The sequence below is a fragment of the Streptomyces sp. MUSC 14 genome, assembly GCF_001866675.1.
Taxonomy (GTDB): Bacteria; Actinomycetota; Actinomycetes; order Streptomycetales; family Streptomycetaceae; genus Streptomyces.
Genome location: NZ_MLYN01000072.1, coordinates 1 through 21,167, shown reverse-complemented (window position 1 = coordinate 21,167; position 21,167 = coordinate 1). Strand labels below are relative to the sequence as shown.

At 71.9% G+C, this 21,167-nt stretch carries 24 protein-coding genes, 1 tRNA gene and 1 pseudogene; 6 read left to right on the top strand and 20 right to left on the bottom strand.

What is annotated here, in order from left to right:
* Positions 1-47 precede the first annotated feature (47 nt).
* A complete protein-coding gene (locus BIV25_RS38935) occupies positions 48-1,433 on the top strand; it encodes an MFS transporter (RefSeq protein ID WP_177235571.1) in 1,386 nt (461 codons plus the stop codon).
* A 60-nt stretch (positions 1,434-1,493) separates the two neighbouring features.
* Entirely contained in the window at positions 1,494-2,255 is a 762-nt protein-coding gene (locus tag BIV25_RS38930) for a TetR/AcrR family transcriptional regulator (RefSeq protein WP_177235575.1), read from the top strand.
* A 94-nt stretch (positions 2,256-2,349) separates the two neighbouring features.
* Here BIV25_RS38930 and BIV25_RS38925 read toward each other — a convergent pair whose 3' ends face one another.
* From BIV25_RS38925 to BIV25_RS38910, 4 genes are all read right to left on the bottom strand, one after another.
* Positions 2,350-2,820, bottom strand: coding sequence for a PPOX class F420-dependent oxidoreductase (locus BIV25_RS38925; protein ID WP_071377280.1), 471 nt, complete (start codon positions 2,818-2,820; stop codon positions 2,350-2,352).
* 51 nt (positions 2,821-2,871) lie between these two features.
* Positions 2,872-3,693 carry a YceI family protein gene (locus tag BIV25_RS38920; protein ID WP_071377279.1) on the bottom strand — a complete coding sequence of 274 codons (822 nt, stop codon included), beginning with the start codon at positions 3,691-3,693 and terminating at the stop codon, positions 2,872-2,874.
* 104 nt (positions 3,694-3,797) lie between these two features.
* Positions 3,798-6,386 (bottom strand): MFS transporter, encoded by a 2,589-nt coding sequence (locus BIV25_RS38915; protein WP_107486602.1) that lies wholly within the window; start codon positions 6,384-6,386, stop codon positions 3,798-3,800.
* A gap of 13 nt (positions 6,387-6,399) precedes the next feature.
* Entirely contained in the window at positions 6,400-6,900 is a 501-nt protein-coding gene (locus BIV25_RS38910) for a MarR family winged helix-turn-helix transcriptional regulator (protein ID WP_071377277.1), read from the bottom strand.
* A 216-nt stretch (positions 6,901-7,116) separates the two neighbouring features.
* Here BIV25_RS38910 and BIV25_RS38905 point away from each other — a divergent pair, with 216 nt between their 5' ends.
* The gene (locus BIV25_RS38905) at positions 7,117-7,323 is read left to right on the top strand and encodes a hypothetical protein (RefSeq protein WP_071377276.1); all 207 of its coding nucleotides are present in this window, start codon (positions 7,117-7,119) and stop codon (positions 7,321-7,323) included.
* 188 nt (positions 7,324-7,511) lie between these two features.
* Here BIV25_RS38905 and BIV25_RS38900 read toward each other — a convergent pair whose 3' ends face one another.
* The 9 genes from BIV25_RS38900 to BIV25_RS38860 form a co-directional block, all read right to left on the bottom strand.
* Positions 7,512-8,267 (bottom strand): hypothetical protein, encoded by a 756-nt coding sequence (locus tag BIV25_RS38900; RefSeq protein ID WP_071377275.1) that lies wholly within the window; start codon positions 8,265-8,267, stop codon positions 7,512-7,514.
* A 49-nt stretch (positions 8,268-8,316) separates the two neighbouring features.
* Entirely contained in the window at positions 8,317-9,255 is a 939-nt protein-coding gene (locus BIV25_RS38895) for an RNA polymerase sigma factor SigF (protein WP_071377274.1), read from the bottom strand.
* Between the two features lie 389 nt (positions 9,256-9,644).
* The gene (locus BIV25_RS38890) at positions 9,645-10,505 is read right to left on the bottom strand and encodes an RNA polymerase sigma factor SigF (protein ID WP_079173089.1); all 861 of its coding nucleotides are present in this window, start codon (positions 10,503-10,505) and stop codon (positions 9,645-9,647) included.
* A 174-nt stretch (positions 10,506-10,679) separates the two neighbouring features.
* Positions 10,680-10,973, bottom strand: coding sequence for a Dabb family protein (locus BIV25_RS38885; RefSeq protein WP_071377272.1), 294 nt, complete (start codon positions 10,971-10,973; stop codon positions 10,680-10,682).
* Between the two features lie 10 nt (positions 10,974-10,983).
* On the bottom strand, positions 10,984-11,163 hold the full coding sequence (locus BIV25_RS38880) for a hypothetical protein (protein WP_071377271.1): 180 nt from the start codon (positions 11,161-11,163) through the stop codon (positions 10,984-10,986).
* 194 nt (positions 11,164-11,357) lie between these two features.
* Positions 11,358-11,442: transfer RNA gene (locus tag BIV25_RS38875), tRNA-Ser, on the bottom strand.
* A gap of 45 nt (positions 11,443-11,487) precedes the next feature.
* On the bottom strand, positions 11,488-11,919 hold the full coding sequence (gene tadA / locus BIV25_RS38870; RefSeq protein WP_071377270.1) for a tRNA adenosine(34) deaminase TadA: 432 nt from the start codon (positions 11,917-11,919) through the stop codon (positions 11,488-11,490).
* Between the two features lie 65 nt (positions 11,920-11,984).
* Positions 11,985-12,521, bottom strand: a complete 537-nt coding sequence (locus tag BIV25_RS38865) for a hypothetical protein (RefSeq protein WP_071377269.1) — start codon at positions 12,519-12,521, stop codon at positions 11,985-11,987.
* 325 nt (positions 12,522-12,846) lie between these two features.
* A complete protein-coding gene (locus tag BIV25_RS38860; RefSeq protein ID WP_071377304.1) occupies positions 12,847-13,089 on the bottom strand; it encodes a hypothetical protein in 243 nt (80 codons plus the stop codon).
* Positions 13,090-13,194: 105 nt separating this feature from the next.
* Here BIV25_RS38860 and upp point away from each other — a divergent pair, with 105 nt between their 5' ends.
* Entirely contained in the window at positions 13,195-13,830 is a 636-nt protein-coding gene (gene upp, locus BIV25_RS38855; protein WP_071377268.1) for a uracil phosphoribosyltransferase, read from the top strand.
* Between the two features lie 36 nt (positions 13,831-13,866).
* Here the strand turns inward: upp and BIV25_RS38850 are convergent, their stop codons facing one another.
* From BIV25_RS38850 to BIV25_RS38825, 7 genes are all read right to left on the bottom strand, one after another.
* Positions 13,867-14,514, bottom strand: a complete 648-nt coding sequence (locus BIV25_RS38850) for a LytR C-terminal domain-containing protein (RefSeq protein ID WP_256257103.1) — start codon at positions 14,512-14,514, stop codon at positions 13,867-13,869.
* A gap of 98 nt (positions 14,515-14,612) precedes the next feature.
* Positions 14,613-14,909: a type II toxin-antitoxin system VapB family antitoxin gene (locus BIV25_RS38845; RefSeq protein WP_004943146.1), complete on the bottom strand. Its 297-nt coding sequence runs from the start codon at positions 14,907-14,909 to the stop codon at positions 14,613-14,615.
* Between the two features lie 396 nt (positions 14,910-15,305).
* Complete coding sequence (locus BIV25_RS53680; RefSeq protein WP_256257102.1) at positions 15,306-15,431, bottom strand: hypothetical protein; 126 nt, start codon at positions 15,429-15,431, stop codon at positions 15,306-15,308.
* A 59-nt stretch (positions 15,432-15,490) separates the two neighbouring features.
* Positions 15,491-15,844: a hypothetical protein gene (locus BIV25_RS51700; RefSeq protein WP_071377266.1), complete on the bottom strand. Its 354-nt coding sequence runs from the start codon at positions 15,842-15,844 to the stop codon at positions 15,491-15,493.
* Between the two features lie 294 nt (positions 15,845-16,138).
* On the bottom strand, positions 16,139-16,819 hold the full coding sequence (locus BIV25_RS38835) for an HdeD family acid-resistance protein (RefSeq protein WP_071377265.1): 681 nt from the start codon (positions 16,817-16,819) through the stop codon (positions 16,139-16,141).
* Positions 16,820-16,882: 63 nt separating this feature from the next.
* A complete protein-coding gene (locus tag BIV25_RS38830) occupies positions 16,883-17,476 on the bottom strand; it encodes an HhH-GPD-type base excision DNA repair protein (RefSeq protein ID WP_071377264.1) in 594 nt (197 codons plus the stop codon).
* A gap of 247 nt (positions 17,477-17,723) precedes the next feature.
* The gene (locus BIV25_RS38825; protein WP_256257101.1) at positions 17,724-19,205 is read right to left on the bottom strand and encodes an FG-GAP-like repeat-containing protein; all 1,482 of its coding nucleotides are present in this window, start codon (positions 19,203-19,205) and stop codon (positions 17,724-17,726) included.
* 377 nt (positions 19,206-19,582) lie between these two features.
* Here BIV25_RS38825 and BIV25_RS48375 point away from each other — a divergent pair.
* Together BIV25_RS48375 and BIV25_RS38820 are read left to right on the top strand one after the other, a co-directional pair.
* Positions 19,583-19,678 (top strand): annotated as a pseudogene (locus tag BIV25_RS48375) (dehydrogenase); the annotation flags it as partial.
* A gap of 186 nt (positions 19,679-19,864) precedes the next feature.
* Positions 19,865-21,167 (top strand): copper resistance protein CopC (locus BIV25_RS38820; RefSeq protein ID WP_079177170.1); only part of this gene is annotated, 1,303 nt, incomplete at its 3' end.

The following is a 21,167-nucleotide window of genomic DNA, read 5'->3' as shown; positions in this document are numbered from 1 at the left end:
GGGAAATGTGTCGTACACCGTATAGTGACTGCTATACGGTGTACGGCATGTCCACCTCCCAAGGCCATCCCCAGCGGTGGCTGATCCTCGGCGTCATCTGTCTCGCGCAGCTCACCGTGCTGCTCGACAACACCGTCCTGAACGTGGCCATCCCCTCGCTGACCTGCGAGCTGCACGCGGCCACCTCGGACATCCAGTGGATGATCAACGCGTACTCCCTGGTGCAGTCCGGTCTGCTGCTCACCGCGGGCAGCGCCGCCGACCGCTACGGCCGCAAGAAGATGCTCATCGCCGGCCTCGCCCTGTTCGGCATCGGCTCGCTCACGGCCGGACTCTCCCACTCCGCCGGGCAGTTGATCGCCGCGCGGGCCGGCATGGGCATAGGCGGCGCGCTGCTGGTGACCACCACGCTCGCGGTGGCGATGCAGATCTTCACGCCCGAGGAGCAGCCCAGGGCGATCGGCATCTGGAGCGCGGTCAACGCTCTCGGCTTCGCGACCGGCCCGCTGATCGGGGGCTTCCTGCTGGGCCACTTCTGGTGGGGCTCGATGTTCCTGGTCAACATCCCGGTCGCGGCGCTGGCCCTGGTCGCCGTCGTGGCCCTCGTGCCGGAGTCGAAGAACCCCCGCGGGGACCGTCCGGACCTGCTCGGCGCGCTGCTGTCCACCGTCGGCATGGCCGCGGTCGTCTTCGCGATCATCTCCGGCCCGCTGCACGGCTGGACCTCGCCGCAGGTGCTCGCCACCGCGGCCGTGGCGGTGCTGGTGCTCGGGGCCTTCGCCCGCTGGGAGAGCAGGGTCGAGGAGCCGATGCTCGACCTGCACTTCTTCCGGGACCGCCGGTTCACGGGTGCGGTCGCGGGGGCCGTACTCCTCAGCTTCGGCATGACCGGTTCGCTGTTCCTGCTCACCCAGCACCTGCAGTTCGTGCTCGGCTACGCGCCGTTGGAGGCCGGGCTGCGCACCGCTCCGCTGGCGCTGACGGTCGTGCTGCTCAACTTCACCGGTGTCGCGGCGAAGTGGTCCACGAGGCTCGGCACGCCGGTGTCGATCGCGCTCGGCATGGTGCTGATGGCGGCGGGACTGGTGACCATCGCCGAGATCGACACGAACGGCTACGCCGGTACGCTGCTGGGCCTGCTGCTGATCGGCGCGGGCTGCGCGATCGCCAACCCGGCGATGGCCCACGCCATCATGGGCGCGATCCCTCCGGAGAAGGCGGGCGTGGGAGCCGGGATCAACGGCACCCTCGCCGAGTTCGGCAACGGTCTCGGCGTGGCCGTTCTGGGCGCCGTCCTCAGCTCGTCCGTCGCGTCGGGGGCGTCCTTGTCCTCCGGTCTGGGCGCCGGTCAGCTGGTGGGCGCGGTGGCGGTGCTCGCCGGGGGGTTCGTGGCGGCGGGGCTGCTGCGCAGGGCGGAGCGGGTGGCGGCGTAGGGCGCGGTCGCGCCCCTAGAGTTGGACCACTTGGCCGAAGTCGCAGAGGGAGAGGCGCCGATGGTGGAGCAGGGTGCGCGGTCGGCGCGGGGCAGCGTGTGGTTCCAGGGGGAGAAGGCACAGCGCAGCGGACGCGGCGGCCAGCCCGCGGGGCTGGACCGGAAGCGGATCACCGACGCGTCCGTACGGCTGCTGGACGCCGAAGGGCTGGCGAAGTTCTCCATGCGGCGGCTGGCCGCCGAGCTGAACGTCACCGCGATGTCCCTGTACTGGTACGTCGACACCAAGGACGACCTGCTCGAACTCGCCCTGGACGCCGCCTTCGGAGAGCTGCCGCTGCCCGATCCGGACACCGGGGGCGAGGACTGGCGCGAGCAGTTGCGCAGGCTGGCCGCCGAGTACCGGGCGCTGCTGGTACGGCATCCCTGGCTGTCACCGCTGGCGGGCAGCTATCTCAACATCGGCCCGAACTCGCTGGCCTTCTCACGCGTGGTCCAGCGGGTCGTCCGCCGGGCCGGGCTGCCCGCGCACGGGGTGATGGGGGCGATCTCGGCGGTCTTCCAGTTCGTCTACGGCTACGGCACGATCGAGAGCCATTTCAGCGCCCGGATCGCGGACACGGGGCTGAGCGCCGACGAGTACTACGAGCAGGCCATGGCCAGGGTGGCCGAGACCCCGGAGACCGCCGGGGCCATCGAGGAGTCCAGGGACCTCGTGGCGGCCCGCGGCGGTGACACGGTCGCCGAGATGCTGGACCGCGACTTCACCTTCGCCCTGGACCTGCTGATCGCGGGCATCGAGGCAATGGTCAGCCGCGGCTGACCCCCTCCTCACCCCTCATCCCTCGTCGGCCGGCCGCGCGGGAAGGCCTCCGGTCGCCACGGGGCCCTGCCGGTCGGGTGGGGGCGGGCGGTGCTCATCGGTCGTCGGTCAGCCGCGCCGGAAAGCCTCCGGTCGCCACCGGGCCCCAGCGGTCGGGGGTGATGCGGATGATGGACTTGCCCTGCTTGAGCATCGCCTCGCGGTATTCGTCCCAGTCGGGGTGTTCCCCGGCGATGTTGCGGTAGTACTCGACGAGCGGTTCCACGGAGTCGGGGGTGTCGATGACCTCGGCGGTGCCGTCGACCTGGACCCAGGGGCCGTTCCACTCGTCGCTCAGGACGAGGACGCTGACCCGCGGGTCGCGCTGGGCGTTGCGGGTCTTGGCGCGCTCGGGATAGGTGGAGACGACGATCCGGCCCGCGTCGTCGACCCCGCAGGTCAGCGGGGAGGCCTGCGGCCCGCCGTCGGCGCGGCGCGTGATGAGCAGCGCGCGATGGCGGGGGCGTACGAAGTCGAGCAGTTCGGCGAGCGATACACGGGTGTTGGTCGCGATGTTCGGTGCCATGACGAGTCAGCCTAGGGGCAACCCCCGCCCCTGTGGCTGACCCTGCTGTGCCTACGCCTGGGGCAGTGAGTCGCCCTGGACCGCCTGGATGTCCAGCTCGACCTTCAGCGTCGTGCCGATCGCGGCGATGCCGGCCTGGAGGACCTGGTTGTAGTTCATGGCGAAGTCCTCGCGGCGCAGCTCGGCCGTCGCGCGGAACGCGGCCCGCGTGCCGCCCCAGGGGTCGGCGCCGGTGCCGAGGTAGGCCAGGTCCAGGTCGACCGGCCGCACGATCCCGTGCATGGACAGCTCGCCGTGCACCGTCCAGCGGTCCGAGCCGGCCGGCGACAGGCCCGTGGAGCGGTACGTGATCTCCGGGTACTGCTCGACGTCCAGGAAGTCCCCGGACTTCAGGTGCGTGTCCCGCATGCCGTTGCCCGTGTCGACGGACGCGGCCTTGATCACGGCCTCCACCCGGGACTTGGCGATGTCGTCGGGCGCGATCTCGATCGTGCCGCCGAACTCCGCGAACCGGCCGTGCACGCTGGAGATGCCCAGGTGCTGGGCGACCGCGGCGACGGAGGAGTGCACCGGGTCGATCGTCCAGGGGCCGGGCGGCGGCAGCTCGGTGCCGCCCTGCCGGGCCAGCGTGACCGTGCCGACCTCGGCCCGGCCGCTCGCGGTGACGATCGCCGAGGAGGCCGCGGGCGCGTAGCCCACGGCGGTCACGATCACGGTGTACGCCCCCGGCACCAGCTCGGTGGCGTCCCGTACGGTCCCCTCGGCGTCCGTCTCGGCGCGCAGCACCTGCGAACCGGTCATGTCGGTCACCGTGACGACCGCGTGCGACACGGCCCACCCGTCCCGCGTACGGATCTTCGCGGTCAGTCCCATCCCGTTTTCTCCCTGCAAAGCCTTGCCCATTGGTCTCAAGCGAACCGGCCCGTGGCACACGCACGACGTCTACGACCGTACGTGTGCCACGGGCCGGGGTGGAACTACTCGCCGGGGTGAGCGAGCTCGATCTGGTGCCCGTCGACCCCGGCGCCGGCCACGGTCAGGGCCGTCGCCACCGGCGGGTAGCCCGTCGCGATGACGGTGTACTCGCCGCTGTCCAGGTCGGTGAAGGCGTACGCGCCGTCCGCACCGGTGGTGGCGGTGCCGACCACGTTGCCGGCCTGGTCGACCAGGGTCACCCGGGCGTCGGCCAGCGGGCCGTGCGGGGCCCGGACGACACCCTGGAGCTGGGCACCGGCGTCCAGGTCGATCTCGATCCGGGTGAGCCCGGTGGTGCCGACCTCGATCGGCAGGGCGCGCGGCCGGAAGCCGCTCGCGTTGACGGCCAGGGTGACCGTGCCCGGCACCAGGTCGGTGAAGGCGAACTGGCCCTGCTCGCCGGTGGCGGCGGTGGCCAGCAGGTCACCGCGGACGTCGGTGACGATCACCATGGCGTCCTTGACCGGCAGCGCGCTGCCCGCGGCCCGGACCACACCGGTCAGCCCGCTGGTGCCGCTGAGCAGGATGTCGTACGACAGCGGCTCGCCGCCCACCACGATGGTGGAGGCCTGCGGCTGGTAGCCGTCGGCGGAGGCGATGAGGACGTACGAGCCCGTGCCCGGGGCGTCGACGGAGTAGGAACCGTCGCCCTGGGCGACCGCGCGGCCCAGCTGGCGGCCGGTCAGCGAGATCAGGGTGACCGCGGCCTGCGGGACCGGGGCGCTCTCGGCGCCGCGGACGAAGCCGTGCACCGGGGTGCCGCCGCTGCCGCCCGAGCCGGGCTCGGCGAGCGCGACGGCGGTCGCCACCGGCGCGGCGGCCGTGGCGGCGGCCGTGGCGACAGCCGGGGAAACAGCGGAGGCGTCCGAGACGACGGGCGTGGCCCAGCTGGGCACCTTCTGCTGTGCGGGCTGCTCGGCGTTCATCGCGTTCTCCACAGTGGTCACCACGCTCTCCACGGGGGCGGCGGCTTCCGTGACCGCCACGCTCTTCTCCTGCGCGGCCTGGGCCAGCGCGCCGGACGTCCGCAGCGGGACCTCCTTGATGAACAGCACCGTGATGAACGCGATCAGCGCGAACGGGGCCGCGTAGAGGAAGACGTCCGCGATGCCGTGGCCGTAGGCGCCCTCCAGCCAGGTGCGCACCGGCGTCGGCAGCGCGTTCATGTCGGGCAGGTTGCTGTTGCCGACGGCCTTGGCCGCGGCCTGCTGCGCCTGCGGGCTCAGCTGGGTGATCGTGTCCTTGGCGTGGTGGGTGATCCGCTCGGACATGACCGAGCCGAGCACGCCGACGCCGACCGCACCGCCGAGGGAGCGGAAGAAGCTCACCACGGAGGAGGCGGCGCCCAGCTCGTGCGGGGCGACCTGGTTCTGCGTGGACAGCACCAGGTTCTGCATCATCGTGCCGACACCGATGCCGAGCAGCGCCATGTAGATCGACAGCTCCCAGTACGGGGTGTCGTAGCGCATCAGGCCGAGCAGGGCGAGGCCCGCGGTGAGGGCGACGCCGCCGCCGACCAGCCAGCCCTTCCAGCGGCCTGTGCTGGTGATGAAGCGGCCGGAGACCATCGACGCGACGAACAGGCCGCCGATCATCGGGATGGTCATGACGCCGGACATCGTCGGCGACTTGTCGCGGGCCAGCTGGAAGTACTGCGAGAAGAACACGGTGCCCGCGTACATGCCGACACCGACGAACAGGGAGGCCAGCGAGGCCAGCGTGATCGTGCGGTTGCGGAAGAAGCGCAGCGGGATGATCGGCTCGGCGGCCTTGGTCTCGGTGAACACGAACAGCAGCGCCAGCACGATCGTGCCGCCCACCATCGTGTACGTCTGCCAGGACAGCCAGGCGTACTTGTCGTTGGCGAAGGTGACCCAGACCAGCAGCAGCGAGGCGGCCGCGGTGATGAAGAAGGCGCCGGTCCAGTCGACCTTGACCTTCCGCCTGACGACCGGCAGGTGCAGCGTCTTCTGCAGGACGACCAGCGCGATCAGCGCGAAGGGGATACCGACGAACAGGCAGTAGCGCCAGCCGAGCCAGGAGGTGTCGGTGATGACACCGCCGAGCAGCGGGCCGCCGACGGTCGCGAGGGCGAAGGTGGCACCGGTGTAGCCGGAGTACCGGCCGCGCTCGCGCGGGGAGATCATCGCGGCCATGATGACCTGCACCAGGGCGGACAGACCGCCGGCGCCGAGGCCCTGGATGACACGCGCGCTGATCAGCATCGCCGGGTTCTGCGCGAGACCGGCGACGACCGAGCCTATGACGTAGATGACCAGGGATATCTGGACGAGGGCCTTCTTGCTGACCAGGTCGGCGAGCTTGCCCCACAGCGGCACGGAGGCGGTCATGGCGAGCAGTGCCGCCGTGACGACCCAGGTGTAGGCGGACTGGCCGCCGCCGATGCTCTTGATGATCGTCGGCAGTGCGTTGGTGACGATCGTCGAGGAGAGGATGGCGGCGAACAGGCCCAGGAGCAGGCCGGACAGCGCCTCCATGATCTGCCGGTGCGTCATCGGGGCGTGCTCGGCCGAGGAGCCTCCCCCATGCTTGGCATGAGCCCGCACACCGGCTGGTGTGGTCGTTGCCATGGGCTTCCTTTGCTTACGTGTTTGCGGGTGTACGGGTGGTCTCTTCGAGCACGGGGGCGGGGATGCGGCACGCCGAGGAGGCGGACCGGCAGTCGCCGAACGAGTCGCGCAGGCGGGTCATCAGCCGGATGAGCTGGCCGACTTCTTCGTCGGTCCAGTCGGCGAGCCGTTCCGCGAGCAGGTGCGTGGTGCGCCGGGACAGCTCGTCGAGCTGTGCCAGCCCGGCGGGTGTCAGACGCAGGATCCGCGAGCGCTTGTCCGCGGGGTCCGGCAGCCGTTCGATCCAGCCGCGCGCGGCGACGTGCGCGACATGCCGGCTGGTGACCGACATGTCCACGGAGAGCAGCTCAGCGAGCTTGCTCATGCGCATGTCGCCGTGGCGCCCCAGCAGGGTCAGCACGGCGGCCGAGCCGGTCGGGCAGTCGGGCGGAAGGATCCGCCCCAGGTCCCGCTTCACGGCTCCGACGGCACTGAGCTGACGCGCCAGCTCTTCGAACTGCGCCTGCTCGGCCATCACACCTCCCGTATTCGTTGCTTGGGGCAACCATAGGGATGATTGGTTGCTGCAGGCAAACGAATCGGGGCCCGATGATGCAAAAACTTGGCAAAGACATGCATGGCAAGCGTAAATATGCAGGTGGGGGTGGGTGGCGTGCCCCCCTCTGTCCCGTTGGGGCCGTGATGGACCCCACTTGGGCGGCCGGGGCCGTCTTCGCTAAGGTCTCGGGCCATGGCTAACACCCAGGGCCCCGAGGGCAACTACGACCCCGCCGGCAGCACCCAGATGTTCCGCGCGTTCGTCGACGAGGCCCCCCAGGGGCGCCAGGCGCAGACGACCGCGGCCTCCTCCTCCGGCGGTCCGCGCGTCGGCCTGATCATCGGCGTCATCGTCGCGATCGCCGTGGTGGCGGGCGTGGCCTGGCTGGCGCTGAAGTAGCTGCCTGAGGGGGGCGTTCGGATCATCCCGGCGTCGCGGGATCCGGCACGCCCTCCCCCCGGGGGCACCTCCCGGCGGCGTTGTCGTCACACCCGGCGCGGCGCGACCCCCGTGACCCGGCTCGGGTCGGCCGGCAGGCGTCGCTCCTCACCGCCCGCCTGATCCGAACGACACCCCCTGCGCCGGGATCACTTCCACCGGACGGTGACGTCCCGCGTCTCGATGTGCATGCCGAGCGGCACGCGCCAGGCGTCGACGCACACCGTCCAGGAGGGCTGCACCCGCGCGCCCGGCGCGATCGGCACCGGGAGGCCGGCCGCCGAGTCGATCGTCCCCCAGTCGATGCCCAGCGCGCCGATGACGTGCGTCCCGAGCGTCACCGACCCCGAACGCACCGCCGTGCCGCCCGAGTTGCGGAACTCGACGGTCACCTTCTGGCACCAGCGCTGATCGGTGTCCTGCGTCGCCGGCTTGTCCCAGGAGAGCTCGGCAGGGCCGACGGTCGTGCCGGTGCCGGGAGTTGGGGTGGGGGAGGCGGTGGGAGCGGACGGCACGGGCGACGTGGACGTCGTGCCGGACGGGCCTGCTGTGTCCGGCGCCGGTGCGCTCTGCTCCGGGCTGCTCGGGGAGCCGGGCGTGCCGGGAGCGGCTGACGCGCCGCCCGGCCGCGGCGAACCGGGCGTACCCGTCGGCGAGTTGCCGTCGAGCGGGGTCAGTGAGACCGGGCCCGTCGGGGTGGCCGCGGCCGTACCGGCCGGGTCCGGGCCGCCCACCGCGCCGACCGCGACGTAACCACCGCCGGGGCCCTGGTCCGCGCACGCGGCGAGGACCCCGCCCAGGACGACGACGGCCGCCGATGCTGCCGTAACGGCGCCTCGGCGGCCACGCGTCCATGTCGCACGGGTTGTTGGAGCGGTGTCGTCCGGCCCTGTCGCGCGCAGCATCGGGCCAGTGTCACTGACGAACCGTCAGAATTGAACCCTCAGTCGGCTCTCAGTCGGAGATCAGCCCTTCGCGCAGCTGCGCCAGCGTCCGGGTCAGCAGCCGGGAGACGTGCATCTGGGAGATGCCGACCTCCTCGCCGATCTGGGACTGGGTCATGTTGGCGAAGAAGCGGAGCATGATGATCCGGCGCTCGCGCGGCGGGAGTTTGGCCAGCAGGGGCTTGAGCGACTCGCGGTACTCGACGCCCTCCAGGGCCGTGTCCTCGTAGCCGAGGCGGTCGGCCAGCGAGCCCTCGCCGCCGTCGTCCTCGGGGGCCGGGGAGTCGAGGGAGGAGGCGGTGTAGGCGTTGCCCACCGCGAGGCCGTCGACGACGTCCTCCTCGGAGACGCCGAGCACGGCGGCCAGTTCCGTCACCGTCGGGGAGCGGTCCAGCTTCTGGGAGAGCTCGTCGCTCGCCTTGGTGAGGGCGAGGCGCAGCTCCTGGAGGCGGCGCGGGACGCGCACCGACCACGAGGTGTCCCGGAAGAACCGCTTGATCTCGCCGACCACCGTCGGCATCGCGAAGGTCGGGAACTCCACGCCCCGTTCGCAGTCGAAACGGTCGATCGCCTTGATCAGGCCGATGGTGCCGACCTGGACGATGTCCTCCATCGGCTCGTTGCGGGAGCGGAAGCGCGCGGCCGCGTAGCGGACCAGCGGCAGGTTCAGCTCGATCAGGGTGTCCCGGACGTAGGCCCGCTCCGGGCTGTCCTCACCGAGGGCGGCGAGCCGCAGGAACAGCGAGCGGGACAGGGTACGGGTGTCGATGTCCCCGGTGGCCGGCAGGACCGGGACGGGCGCGGCCTCCTGGGCAGGCGGGGACGGCACGGCGTCGAGGGCCGTGACGGCCTCGATTCCGTCGAGGACGTCGAGAGCGTCGAGCTCCTTGGGCGCTGCCTCGCTCTTCGCGGGCGTCAGCACCTTCGAGCTGCCCTGGTCTGCGGACATGCCACCCCCTTTGGGTCGCGGGACGGTCGGGGCGGCGTCGTCTTTCGAGCAACGCAGCCTTCACCTGAATACCGGAGCCGAGGGCCCGGCAAACGCGTCTCCCGCAGAATGTCACATGTCGGCAACACGCTGTAGTGACATGTCGACATGCCAGATCCGAATCGGCCCTGGAGAGAAGGGGTCTGACGCTATTTCGGGCCCCAACTTCCGGCATCGGCCCAGGTGAGCGATTCGCCCGCGACGGTTACCGCTCGCTCGGGTATGCGATGCAGAACCGCTTGAGGCGTGCTTCCGTGCGCCCGCTATGCATCGACCGAACGCCCCCCGCGCTTCGGCCCGTACCGATTCTTATCGCGCCCTTGAGCGCGGCCCTCTAATGCGCGGGGTCCTTAGGCGTCGATGCGATTCGCGGAGCGCAGCCGCTGGAAGCTGCGGGCGAGGAGCCGCGAGACGTGCATCTGGGAGACGCCCAGCTCCGCACTGATCTGTGACTGGGTGAGGTTGCTGTAGTAGCGCAGGAGGAGGATGCGCTGTTCGCGCTCGGGGAGTTGGACGAGCAGATGCCGGACCAGGTCGCGGTGTTCCACGCCGTCGAGGGCCGGGTCCTCGTAGCCGATCCGGTCCAGCAGGCCGGGCAGACCGTCGCCCTCCTGCGCGGCCTCCAGCGAGGTCGCGTGGTACGACCGTCCGGCCTCGATGCAGCTCAGCACCTCGTCCTCGCTGATCCGCAGCCGCTCGGCGATCTCGGCGGTGGACGGGGAGCGGCCGAAGAGCGTGGTGAGGTCCTCGGTCGCGCTGTTGACCTGCACCCACAGCTCGTGCAGCCGGCGCGGTACGTGGACCGTGCGGACGTTGTCCCGGAAGTAGCGCTTGATCTCGCCGACGACGGTCGGCATCGCGAAGGTCGGGAACTGCACGCCCCGGTCCGGGTCGAAGCGGTCGATGGCGTTGATCAGGCCGATGGTGCCGACCTGGACGACGTCCTCCATCGGCTCGTTGCGGGAGCGAAAGCGGGCGGCCGCGTAGCGCACGAGCGGGAGGTTCGCCTCGATCAGCGCCCCGCGCACCCGGTTGTGCTCCGGCGTGCCCGCGGTGAGCTGCTTCAGTTCGGCGAAGAGCACCTGGGTGAGGGCTCGGGTGTCGGCGCTGCGCCGCTTCTCGGGGGGGACGGGCACGGGATCGGGCGCCGGATCGGGCGCGGGGGGTGCCTCCTCCTCCTGGGGTGGCGCAGTACTGGCCGGCACGGTCAACGCCACCTCTTCGTCGCTCAATCATCGGTCAAAAGCGGTCATAGCATCACAAGACATGTGCACTGTGTGCAAGCACCGCATAACGCCGTGTTGTGTTCAAATTTCGACAAGTTGGGGCGTGCGACGCACGAAAGCCCCCCGCCGTCGTGGCGGAGGGCTCGGGTGGCGCGGGGGTCAGAACGCGTAGTCGGCGATCACCCACGTGGCGAACTCGCGCCACGCGGCGACGCCCGCCTGATGGGCCGGGTGCTCCAGGTAGCGCTGGAGGGCCGCGGTGTCCTCGACGGCCGAGTTGATCGCGAAGTCGTAGGCGATGGGCCGGTCGCTGATGTTCCAGGCGCACTCCCAGAACCGCAGCTCCTCGATCTGGTCGCCGAGCGCCCTGAAGGCCTCCACGCCGGCGACGACCCGCGGATCGTCGCGTTCGGCGCCCTCGTTGAGCCTGAAGAGGACCAGGTGCCGGATCATGCGATGTACCTCAGCTCTTTCCGCCGTTGGCGAGCCACGTCATGAAGTCGCCCACGGACTTGGCGGCGTCCGATATGCCCTCGAAGACTATCTGGACGTAGTGCGCCGCCTTGGGCGGGTCAGTGATGATCACGTACAGCGCGAAGACCACGAGCGCGTACACGGCGATCTTCTTGGCGTTCACCGCCACCGCGGCCTCCCCTGTGCCTGTCCCTGTGGGCCTGTGCCTGTCCCTGTGGGCCTGTGCCTGTCCCTGTGGGCCCCTGTTGCCGGCCGCGAGTGTAACCTTCACGTCTCCTTGTAGGACCAACGGCCCGCCGCCGGAGGTTCATTGCCCCGTACGACGAGAAGGGCCCCGTCGTGAGACGGGGCCCTTCTTCGAAGCGGTAGCGGAGGGATTTGAACCCTCGGTGACTTGCGCCACACTCGCTTTCGAGGCGAGCTCCTTCGGCCGCTCGGACACGCTACCGAGGGAGACCCTACAGCACGGCGGGGCGTGGTTCGAAATCGGTATTCAGCGGTCCCGGAAAAACTCCGTGAGCAGCTGGGCGCACTCCGTCGCGAGGACGCCCTCGATCACCTCGGGCCGGTGATTGAGCCGCCGGTCGCGGACCACGTCCCACAGCGAGCCCGCCGCGCCGGCCTTGTCGTCCCGGGCGCCGTAGACGACCCGGTCGACGCGGGACTGGACGAGCGCGCCGGCGCACATCGTGCACGGCTCCAGCGTGACCACGAGTGTGCAGCCGGTCAGCCGCCACTCCCCGAGCCGAGCCGCGGCCCGCCGGATCGCGAGAACCTCCGCGTGGGCCGTGGGATCACCGGTGGCCTCGCGCTCGTTGTGCCCGGCGCCGAGCACCGTCGTACCGTCCGGGGACAGCACGACGGCGCCGACGGGGACGTCGCCGCCCCGGACGGCCCGCCCGGCCTCGTCCAGGGCGAGCCGCATCGCGGCCCGCCAGCGGTCGCGTACCGGGTCCGGTGCGGCGGCCCGGATCCCGGAGTCCTCGGTGGTCAGCGGACGGTCTCCAGGACCTCCGCGGCGCCCAGGGCCTCGGCGATCGAGCCCAGCGCGTCCTCGGCGTCCAGGATGCGCAGTGCCTTCTCGCTGATGCCCAGGTCGTCGAGGATCCGGCTGTCGCCCACCGGGCTGTGCGGGACGGCGTCGGCGCCGGAGTCGCCGGCAGCGTCGTCGTCCTCCTCCGACTCGCCGTCCTCCGTGCCGTCGAGGTCCAGGGAGTCCAGGTCGGGGCCGTCGTCCGAACCGGGCTCCCGGCCGAGCAGTTCGTCGGTGAGCAGCAACTCGCCGTACGCGCTGCGCTGGGCGGCGGCGGCGTCGGAGACGTAGATGCGAGGGTCGTCCTCGCCGTCGATGCGGACGACGCCGAACCAGGCGTCCTCCTGCTCGATCAGGACGAGCACCGTGTCGTCGTCGGGAGAGGCTTCCCGGGCCAGGTCGGCCAGATCCGACAGGGTCTCCACATTGTCGAGCTCTGTGTCGCTCGCTTCCCACCCGTCTTCGGTGCGCGCGAGCAGTGCGGCGAAGTACACCGTGACTCTCCCACTGGTCATAGGTGTGCCGGTTGGGGGTCCCCCCGGCGGAGGTACGTGGGTGGAGAGAGCTGGGCTCCGAGCCCCACCCACTCGGAATCGTGGCAGAAACAAGACGTTCAGGGGACGTCTTCGGCTCCCTGTGTCTCGCAGCCGCCTTGCGGATCGTACGCGGCTTTTCGCAGCGCTCACGCACGCCCATCGCGCAAACACCGCCCCGGACGTGGATCTTCCTCACCAAGAACTTTCTCACCGGGCCGCGCTCCGGACGCTTCCTCCCCGCGGGCGGTTCCACCCTGTGCGGGTACGACGGACCACGGACGGCCTACCAGCGGAATGTCCGCATGCGCTGCGCGTGGCGCAGCCGGGCGGCCTTGGCGCGCCGGGGCTGGACCCGGGCGCGCAGCTCGCAGGCCTCGGCGAGATCGCGCAGGAACTCGGCGCGTCGGCGGCGCCGTTCGGCGTCGCTCCCGGGGGCGCCGGCCCCGCCTACCGGGGGCTCGCCGGTGTCCGCGGCGTCCCGGGTGTCCCCGGGCGCGTCCTCGGGAGGGTCAGGCAGATCAGACAGGTCAGGCACGTCGCACCACCCCGGTTCCGTCCCTCCCACTTTCCCCCGTACGGCCCCCTCGACGCCAGGGTCGAAGGGCGTTCGGGCGCAGGTACCGTTAGGGGCATGCGTCTCCACGTCGTCGACCACCCCCTGGTCGCCCACAAGCTCACCACGCTGCGCGACCAGCGCACCGACTCCGCGACCTTCCGCCGGCTGGCCGATGAACTGGTCACCCTGCTGGCCTACGAGGCCACGCGGGACGTGCGCACCGAAGCCGTGGACATCGACACCCCGGTCACGCGGACCACCGGCGTCAAGCTCGCCCGCCCGCGCCCGCTGGTCGTGCCGATCCTGCGCGCCGGTCTCGGCATGCTGGACGGCATGGTCCGGCTGCTGCCGACCGCCGAGGTGGGCTTCCTGGGCATGATCCGCAACGAGGAGACCCTCCAGGCCTCCACGTACGCCTCGCGCATGCCGGAGGACCTCTCGGGCCGCCAGGTGTACGTCCTGGACCCGATGCTGGCCACGGGCGGCACGCTCGTCGCGGCGATCCAGGAGCTGATCAGGCGCGGTGCGGACGACGTGACCGCCGTGGTGCTGCTCGCCGCGCCCGAGGGCGTCGAGGTGATGGAGCGCGAGCTGGCGGGCACGCCGGTGACGGTCGTGACGGCGGCGGTGGACGACCACCTCAACGAGCACGGCTACATCGTGCCGGGGCTGGGCGACGCGGGAGACCGGCTGTACGGCGCGGCGGAGTAGTTCCCGGCCGCGTGGCTCTTCGGCCCTACGGGGCCGTCAGCACCCCTTCTTGGGCGTCGCCGCCGACTGCGGCGACGTCAGGGCCGTCAACGCCTGCTGGGCGTCCGCGGGCTTCGCCAGTGCCGTGAAGCCGTCGCCCAGGATGAGGTCCAGGTCGGCGCCCTTGCGGCCGGCGTCGGTGCGGCGCTCGGCGCCGGCCAGTTCGGTGGCCAGCACCGGCAGTGAGCTGTTCTGGGCGGCGGTGGGGCCGAGCAGCACCCCGGTGCCCTTGACCTTCTTGTCGTAGTCCTTGCTCGCGTTGCCCACGTCTCCGATCTTGAAGCCGCGCTTCTTGAGTTCGTCGGCGGTGGACTTGGCGAGCCCGCTGCGGGCGGTGGCGTTGTAGACGTTCACGGTGATCTGGCCCGGCTCGGGCAGGGCCTTCAGGTGTGCGGCCGGCGTGGCCGTGGCGGCGGCCCGGGGCCGGCAACCGGCCTTCGCGCCCGTCGCCGCGCTCTTCTTGGTGCCGCCGGAGAAGACGTCGATGAGCTGCAGGGTGCCCCAGGCGATCAGGCCGAGCGCGCAGGCGGACGCGACCACGGCGGCCACGAGCCGGGCACGTCGGCGCGGCGGACGCATCCGAGGGTATTTGTCCCCCGTGATCCGGTACTGGCCGCCCATGCCAGGGGGAGTCAGCATGCTCATGGGCGCAGCGTAGTGCGCCTGAGCGGCGATGCCTATTAGATGATCAGTCGATCCCGCTCAGCGGAACCCGAAAGGGCCAACGGCCGTCCCGGGCCGGGTCAGTCGAGTTCGAGTACGCGCGCGTGGAGCACCTGGCGCTGCTGGAGGGCGGCGCGGACCGCGCGGTGCAGGCCGTCCTCCAGATAGAGGTCGCCCTGCCACTTCACGACGTGCGCGAAGAGGTCGCCGTAGAACGTCGAGTCCTCCGCCAGCAGGGTCTCCAGATCGAGCTGCTGCTTGGTGGTCACGAGCTGATCGAGGCGGACCGGGCGCGGCGCGACGTCCGCCCACTGCCGGGTGCTTTCCCGGCCGTGGTCGGGGTACGGCCGGCCGTTTCCGATGCGCTTGAAGATCACACGGAAAGCCTACCGGCCCAGACGTTCCGGGCGCAGCCATGGCGGCGGAGTGTGCCCCTTTGAAAGCTCTGAAAAGATGGAGCGAAACGGGCAAATGGGCTGCTACTGGGGCCGGGGGTAGCGGTGAGTGACCGCCGGCCGGACCGGACCGGGCGGTCGGCTCCGCGTTCCGAGCGCGTTATGCACAGGCTGTGGACCGCACGTCGGCGTGCGAGAAGGCGGCCGCCGCCGAGGAGCGAGGAGCCCTCGCCCGCCGAACAGGTCGTCGGCAGCCCGGTGTTCGGACCGCCGGCCCGCTCGGTCGGCACGCGGCCCGGCCGCGAGACCACCCGCTCCCTGTTCGGCACGGCCCGGCCCGGCGGAGGCCATGGGGCGGCCCCCGCCGGGCCGGTGTGTTCAGCGGTCCCGTTCCTCGGGCTTGGGCTGCGGTTCCGGACGGTTCTCGTCCGGCTTGCGCGCCATGGCGCGCCTCGCCTCCGCGCGCAGCAGGGCGCGCAGGACGGCGTACGGATCCTGGGGCATGGCTGTGCTCCTTGCGTCGAGCCGACTGACCTTGCGTGATGTCGTGGAACGCGGGTCCGTCAGCAGCGCAGGACCACCGTGCGCAGCAGGAGAGTCGTGTACGGCGCCCGGCACGCGGCGGGGCACGGGCGGCGCGCCGGCGCGGCCGGGCCGGGCAGCGGCGCGGGGCACTCGGGGGCGTCGGCCCGGTGGACGGCACGGGCGGCCGGCCGCAGAAGGAGATCGAGGCCGTCGAGGCCGTCGAGGGCGTCGGTGACGTCGTGGCCGTCGTGGTGCTCGGAGGTGTCCGCCGAGACGGCGCAGGCGGGGGCCGCGTGGGCCTGTGCGTGCGCGACCGGCACCCACAGGGCGAGGAGCAGCACGAGCACCCGCAGCCAGATACGGCTGCGCGGGCGGCGCGGGGTCCTGCTCACGAGGGGTTTCTCCCCGGTGCGGGCGGTGGGTGCAGCACCGGGGGCCGCAGATCCGCCCGGTCGGGGGAGGAGAGGGGCGTTCCGTTGACGGCGTCGGATCGCCGTCGGTGCGAGGTGACGGCTCAGGCGGTCTGCGGGATCCGCTTCGCCCGGCTGCGGATGCCGAGCGCGGTGATGATCTCCGTGATCCCGACCACGACCAGCCAGATGCCGCCGACGAGGGTCAGCACGGCGACCGAGTGGAACGGCGAGTCGATTGACGGCGTCGGATCGCCGTCGGTGCGAGGTGACGGCTCAGGCGGTCTGCGGGATCCGCTTCGCCCGGCTGCGGATGCCGAGCGCGGTGATGATCTCCGTGATCCCGACCACGACCAGCCAGATGCCGCCGACGAGGGTTAGCACGGCGACCGAGTGGAACGGCGAGTCGATGAGCACGATGCCGGCGATGAAGGTGATGATCCCGAGGAAGACCTGCCAGCCCCGGGCGGGGGTGCGCGGGTCGGAGGCGGCGGCCAGGGTCTGGGTGATGCCGCGGATCAGCCAGCCGATGCCGATCCACAGGGCGAGCAGCAGGATCGACTGCATGGGCCCGCGGAAGCAGAGCAGGCCGAGCAGGATCGACAGGGCACCGCTGATGAAGGCCAGCACGCGCAGCGAGGTCGCCATGTGCGTGCCGAACGCGGCGCCCAGCTGGAAGATGCCGCTGATGAGGAGGTAGAGGCCGAAGAGGACGCCGGCCGCGAGCAGCGAGGGGCCGGGCCAGACCAGGATCAGGATCCCGAGGATCAGCGAGGCGATCCCGGTGACCAGGACCACCTGCCAGGCGGCCCGGGACAGGGCGTGCAGCGGGCCTTCGAACGGCGGCTCGGGCTCGTGCCGTCCGCCTGCCGCTCCGCCCGCCTGCCGGGCCGCGTGGACTTTCTGGTCGTCGTACTCAGGGCTCCGGTCGGAGCCACCGCTCGGTGCCTCGGTCATGGTTCATGCTGTGACCCGCGGAGCGGGGCGTGCCATCGGGGTGGGCCGGTCAGGTGAACGGGTCTACTTGCCGGAGGCCTTCGCCGCCGCCTTCAACTCCTGTTTGTGCGCCCGCACCTTGGCCAGTGACTCGGGGCCGGTGATGTCGGCGACGGAGCGGTAGGCCTTCGGTTCGCCGTACGCGCCGGCCGCCTCCCGCCACCCCTGGGGCGTGACGCCGAGCTGCTTGCCGAGCAGCGCGAGGAAGATCTGGGCCTTCTGCTTGCCGAACCCGGGCAGCGCCTCCAGCCGTTTCAGCAGCTCGGCACCGGTCGGAACGTCCCGCCAGACGGCCTCGGCGTCCCCGTCGTAGTGCTCGGCGAGGTACTGGCACAGCTGTTGGATCCGCTTGGCCATCGAACCGGGGTAGCGGTGCACGGCCGGTTTGTCGGAGAGCAGCGCGGCGAAGTCCTCCGGGTTCATCGCGGCGATCTCGTGCGCGTCGAGGTCTCCGGCGCCCCCGGCGCCGAGCCGGTCGGCGATGGTGCGTGGGCCCTTGAACGCCCACTCCATCGGAACCTGTTGGTCGAGCAGCATGCCCACCAGCGCGGCGAGCGGAGAGCGACCGAGCAGCGCGTCGGCCTCGGGGTCCTGGGCGAGATGCAGGGTGACGTCCATGGCTCGATGATCGCCCGGCCGTGCACGTGCCGCAGCCGGGGTGTCCGGCAACGGACCGGCCGCGGACGTAACGGACCGGCAGCGGCCGGACCGGCGACGGCCCGAGAATGTCCGGGAACAGCCGGGAGTGTCCCGGAGCCGCGCGGGGCTGCTGCGTCGGGGACACTTCCGTGCGACTCCGTGCGACTCCGTGCGACTCCGTACGACTCCGTACGGACCCGTGCAGGCCCGTGCAGGCCCGTGCGGCTCACATCTCGACGTGCGCGCTGGTGGTGGCCGCGCCGAAGGAGCCCTTCACGCCGGACACATGGATGCCGGCGCCCTTGCCGCACACGCTGGCCGAGCCCTTGGCCACGGGGCCGGCGGCCGAACCGCGGGCGACCCAGACGCAGCCGTCGGCGTTCTCCGTGGGCGCGCCGACGACGGTCTCGGCCCTGCCGTCCCGGTTGAGGTCCGCGAGGTGCACGGCGGCCCCGAACCGGTCGCCGGACTCGACCGCGCCGGGCACGTCGGCCGTGTCCTGGGTGTAGCCGACGGACTTGGTGGCCGTCAGACCGGTGCCGGAGCCGCGCAGCAGGACGGCCGCGCCGGCCCGCTGACGGGTGCCGACAGCCTCACCGGGGGAGCCCACGAGGACATCCGCGTAGCCGTCGCCGTTCATGTCGCCCACGCTGAGGGACTGGCCGAACTCGTCGCCGTTCTCCGCGGTGCCGGGGACGCCCGCCGTGTCCTGGTGGAAGACCTTGGGGTGCTGGTCGGCGGTGATGCCGTGCGGGCCGCCGTAGAGGACCTGGATCTCGCCGCCGCGGTGGGCCGCGCCGGTCGCGCCCGCGAGGTGGTCGTCCTCGGCGATGCCGGTGACCAGGTCGCCGTAGCCGTCCCCGTTGACGTCGCCGATCTGCCCGGCGTGGCCGTCGGCGTAGGGGAGTTCGGTGGGCGCGTTCACCGAGCCGGTGCCGTCGGCGGGGGCGCCGTTGTCCAGGTACACCGTGCCGCGCAGGTCGTCGTCGGCGGGGCCGGACAGCCAGAAACGCTCGGCCTTTCCGTCGCCGTTCACGTCGCCCATCACCACACCGCGGGAGTTGAGCCGCCAGTCGAGGTACCGGGAGGCGGAGGCGCCGGTCCGGGTGAACGGGCCGGTGTAGGCGGAGGCCTCGCAGCCGGAGCCGATCCCCAGCTCGGGCGCGCCGTCGCCGTTCATGTCCCCGGTGGCCAGGGACATCCCGAAGCGGCAGGACGTCATCCCGTCGCCGAAGCCCGTGGGCGGCTCGATGCTCGTACCGCCGCTCAGCCCCTTCGGCCCGCCCCACACCACGGTCACCAGGCCTCGTGACACCGTGCTGCCGACGTCCTCGTACGGCGTGCCGACGATCAGGTCGGCGTAGCCGTCCCGGTCCAGGTCGGCGCTCGCCACCGAGGTGCCGAAGCGGTCGTACGCCTCCGGGGCGCCGGGGATGCCGGCCGTCGACTGGGCGATCACCGTGCGACGCGTGGCGGCGACCGTCGAGGACGAGCCGTACAGCACTACCACGGCGCCGGCCGCCTCCACGCCGCCGTCGGCCGCGTCCGGGGCTCCGACGACCAGGTCCCGGTATCCGTCGCCGTTGAAGTCGTCCTGTACGGCGGCCGTGTTGGCCCCCTTGTAGGGCGTGGCGGCGGACGCCACCGGGGTGAGCGGTACGGCGACCACTGCGGCGACCAGGACGGCGGTCATGAGGGTTCTGCGCAACGCGGCTCCTTGAGCGAGACGAGCGAGATGTGCGTGACGTACGAGGCATACGAGGCGTACGAGATGAGCGTGACGTACGAGGCGTACGACGGCGTACGAGATGCACGAGACGCACGAGACGCACGAGGCGTCGGGATGCAGCACTGGACTCGCGGGCCGCGGAAATGGTTGTACGTCCCACCCCGTCGCCCGGCATCGTCCACCGGCGCCGGCAGGACGTTCCCGACCCACTGGAGACATGCGCCCAACTCGCCCTCCCGGAACGGACGGTGGCCCTCCGTCCTGGCCGGCCTTCTCCCCATGACGACGCCCGACGAGCTGATCACCCTCCCCCCATGCTCGTCTTCGCTCGCGCGGGGGGATCCTGGGGACTCGCCGGCGCCTGCGTGTTCCTGGCCTCGCCGCTCGCGAGCCGGATCACCGGGCGCGACCCGGTCGTGGACGGCGGCGTCTCGGCCCGGCCGACGTGGTGAGCAACGGAGCCGAACCCTCCGTACCTATAAGGGACATGGCGGGCTGACGGAGGGGAGCAGGTGCACGTGCACGACGGACACCGAGGGCCGGGCCGACGCCTGAACGCAGGGCCGGACGGACGACCGAGCGGAGGGCGGAGCGGACGGCCGCGCGGCCGGCTGAACCGCTGGCCGCGGCGCCTGGCCCTGCTCTGCACCGGCCTGTTCCTGCTCCTCCTCGGCGCGGCGGCCCCGGCCTCGGCCCACGCGGCCCTGCGCGCGACGGACCCCGCCGACGGCAGCCTCCTGCGTACGGCCCCCCGCCAGGTGACCCTGACGTTCACCGAGTCGGTCGGCCTGCTCACCGACTCGTTCCGGGTCTACGACCCGACCAACCACCTCGTGCGCACCGGCGCGGCCGGCCACGCCCCCGGCCGCGCGGACACCGCCCGCGTCCCGCTGCCCGCCAGGCTCGCCCAGGGCACCTACACGGTCGCCTGGCGGGTGGTCTCGGCGGACAGCCACCCGGTGTCCGGCGCGCTGACGTTCTCGGTCGGCACCCGCACGGCGACGGCCGCGAGCACGGCCCCCGACACCACGGAGAACCCGGCGACGGCAGCCCTCTGCAGCATCGCGCGCTACCTCGCCTACCTCTCCGTGGCCCTCCTCCTCGGCACGGCCGCGTTCGTGGCGTACTGCCGCCCGCCGAAGGCGGCCCCGCTGCGCACCCCCGTCCTGGCCGCGGCCTGGACCCTCATCGCGTCCACGGCGGTCCTGTTCGCCCTGCGCGCACCGTACGAGGAGGGCACGTCCCCGGCGCAGGCGCTCTCCCTCACCGCCCTCGCCCGTACGGCCACGACCCGCCCCGGCGAACTCCTCCTCGCCCGCTTGGCGTTGCTGCTGCTGGCCGCCGCGGTCGTGCTGGTGCTGCGGGCCCGCCGCACCCGGCTGCCCCGCCGCGCGACACTGACGGTGGCCGCGGCCGTGTCCGTCCCCCTGGCCCTGACCTGGTCGGCGGCCGAACACGCCGCGGCGGGCATCCAGGTCCCGCTGGCGATCACCTCCGCCACCCTCCATCTGCTGGCCATGGGCACCTGGCTGGGCGGCCTGGCCGCGCTCCTGCGCATCCTGTCCCGCAGCACGGCGCTCCCGCTCTCGGTCCCGGTCCGCTTCTCCCGCCTGGCCCTCGCCTCGGTGACGGTCCTGGCCGTGACCGGCGTGTACCAGTCCTGGCGGGGCCTGGGTTCCTGGCAGGCCCTGACGGACACGACGTACGGCCGCACCCTGCTGGCCAAACTGGCCGCGGTGGCCGCCCTGCTCCTGGCAGCGGCCTGCTCCCGCACCTGGACGACCCGCATGGCAAGGGCACGGACACAGACGCAGGTACGGACGACAACCCCGGCCCGGATCCCCGAACCGGCGACGGGCCCCCCACTCCCCGAGCCCCCTCCCGCCCCCACACCCACTCCGCCCCCGCCCCTCCCCCTCCACCACCTGCGCCGCTCGGTAC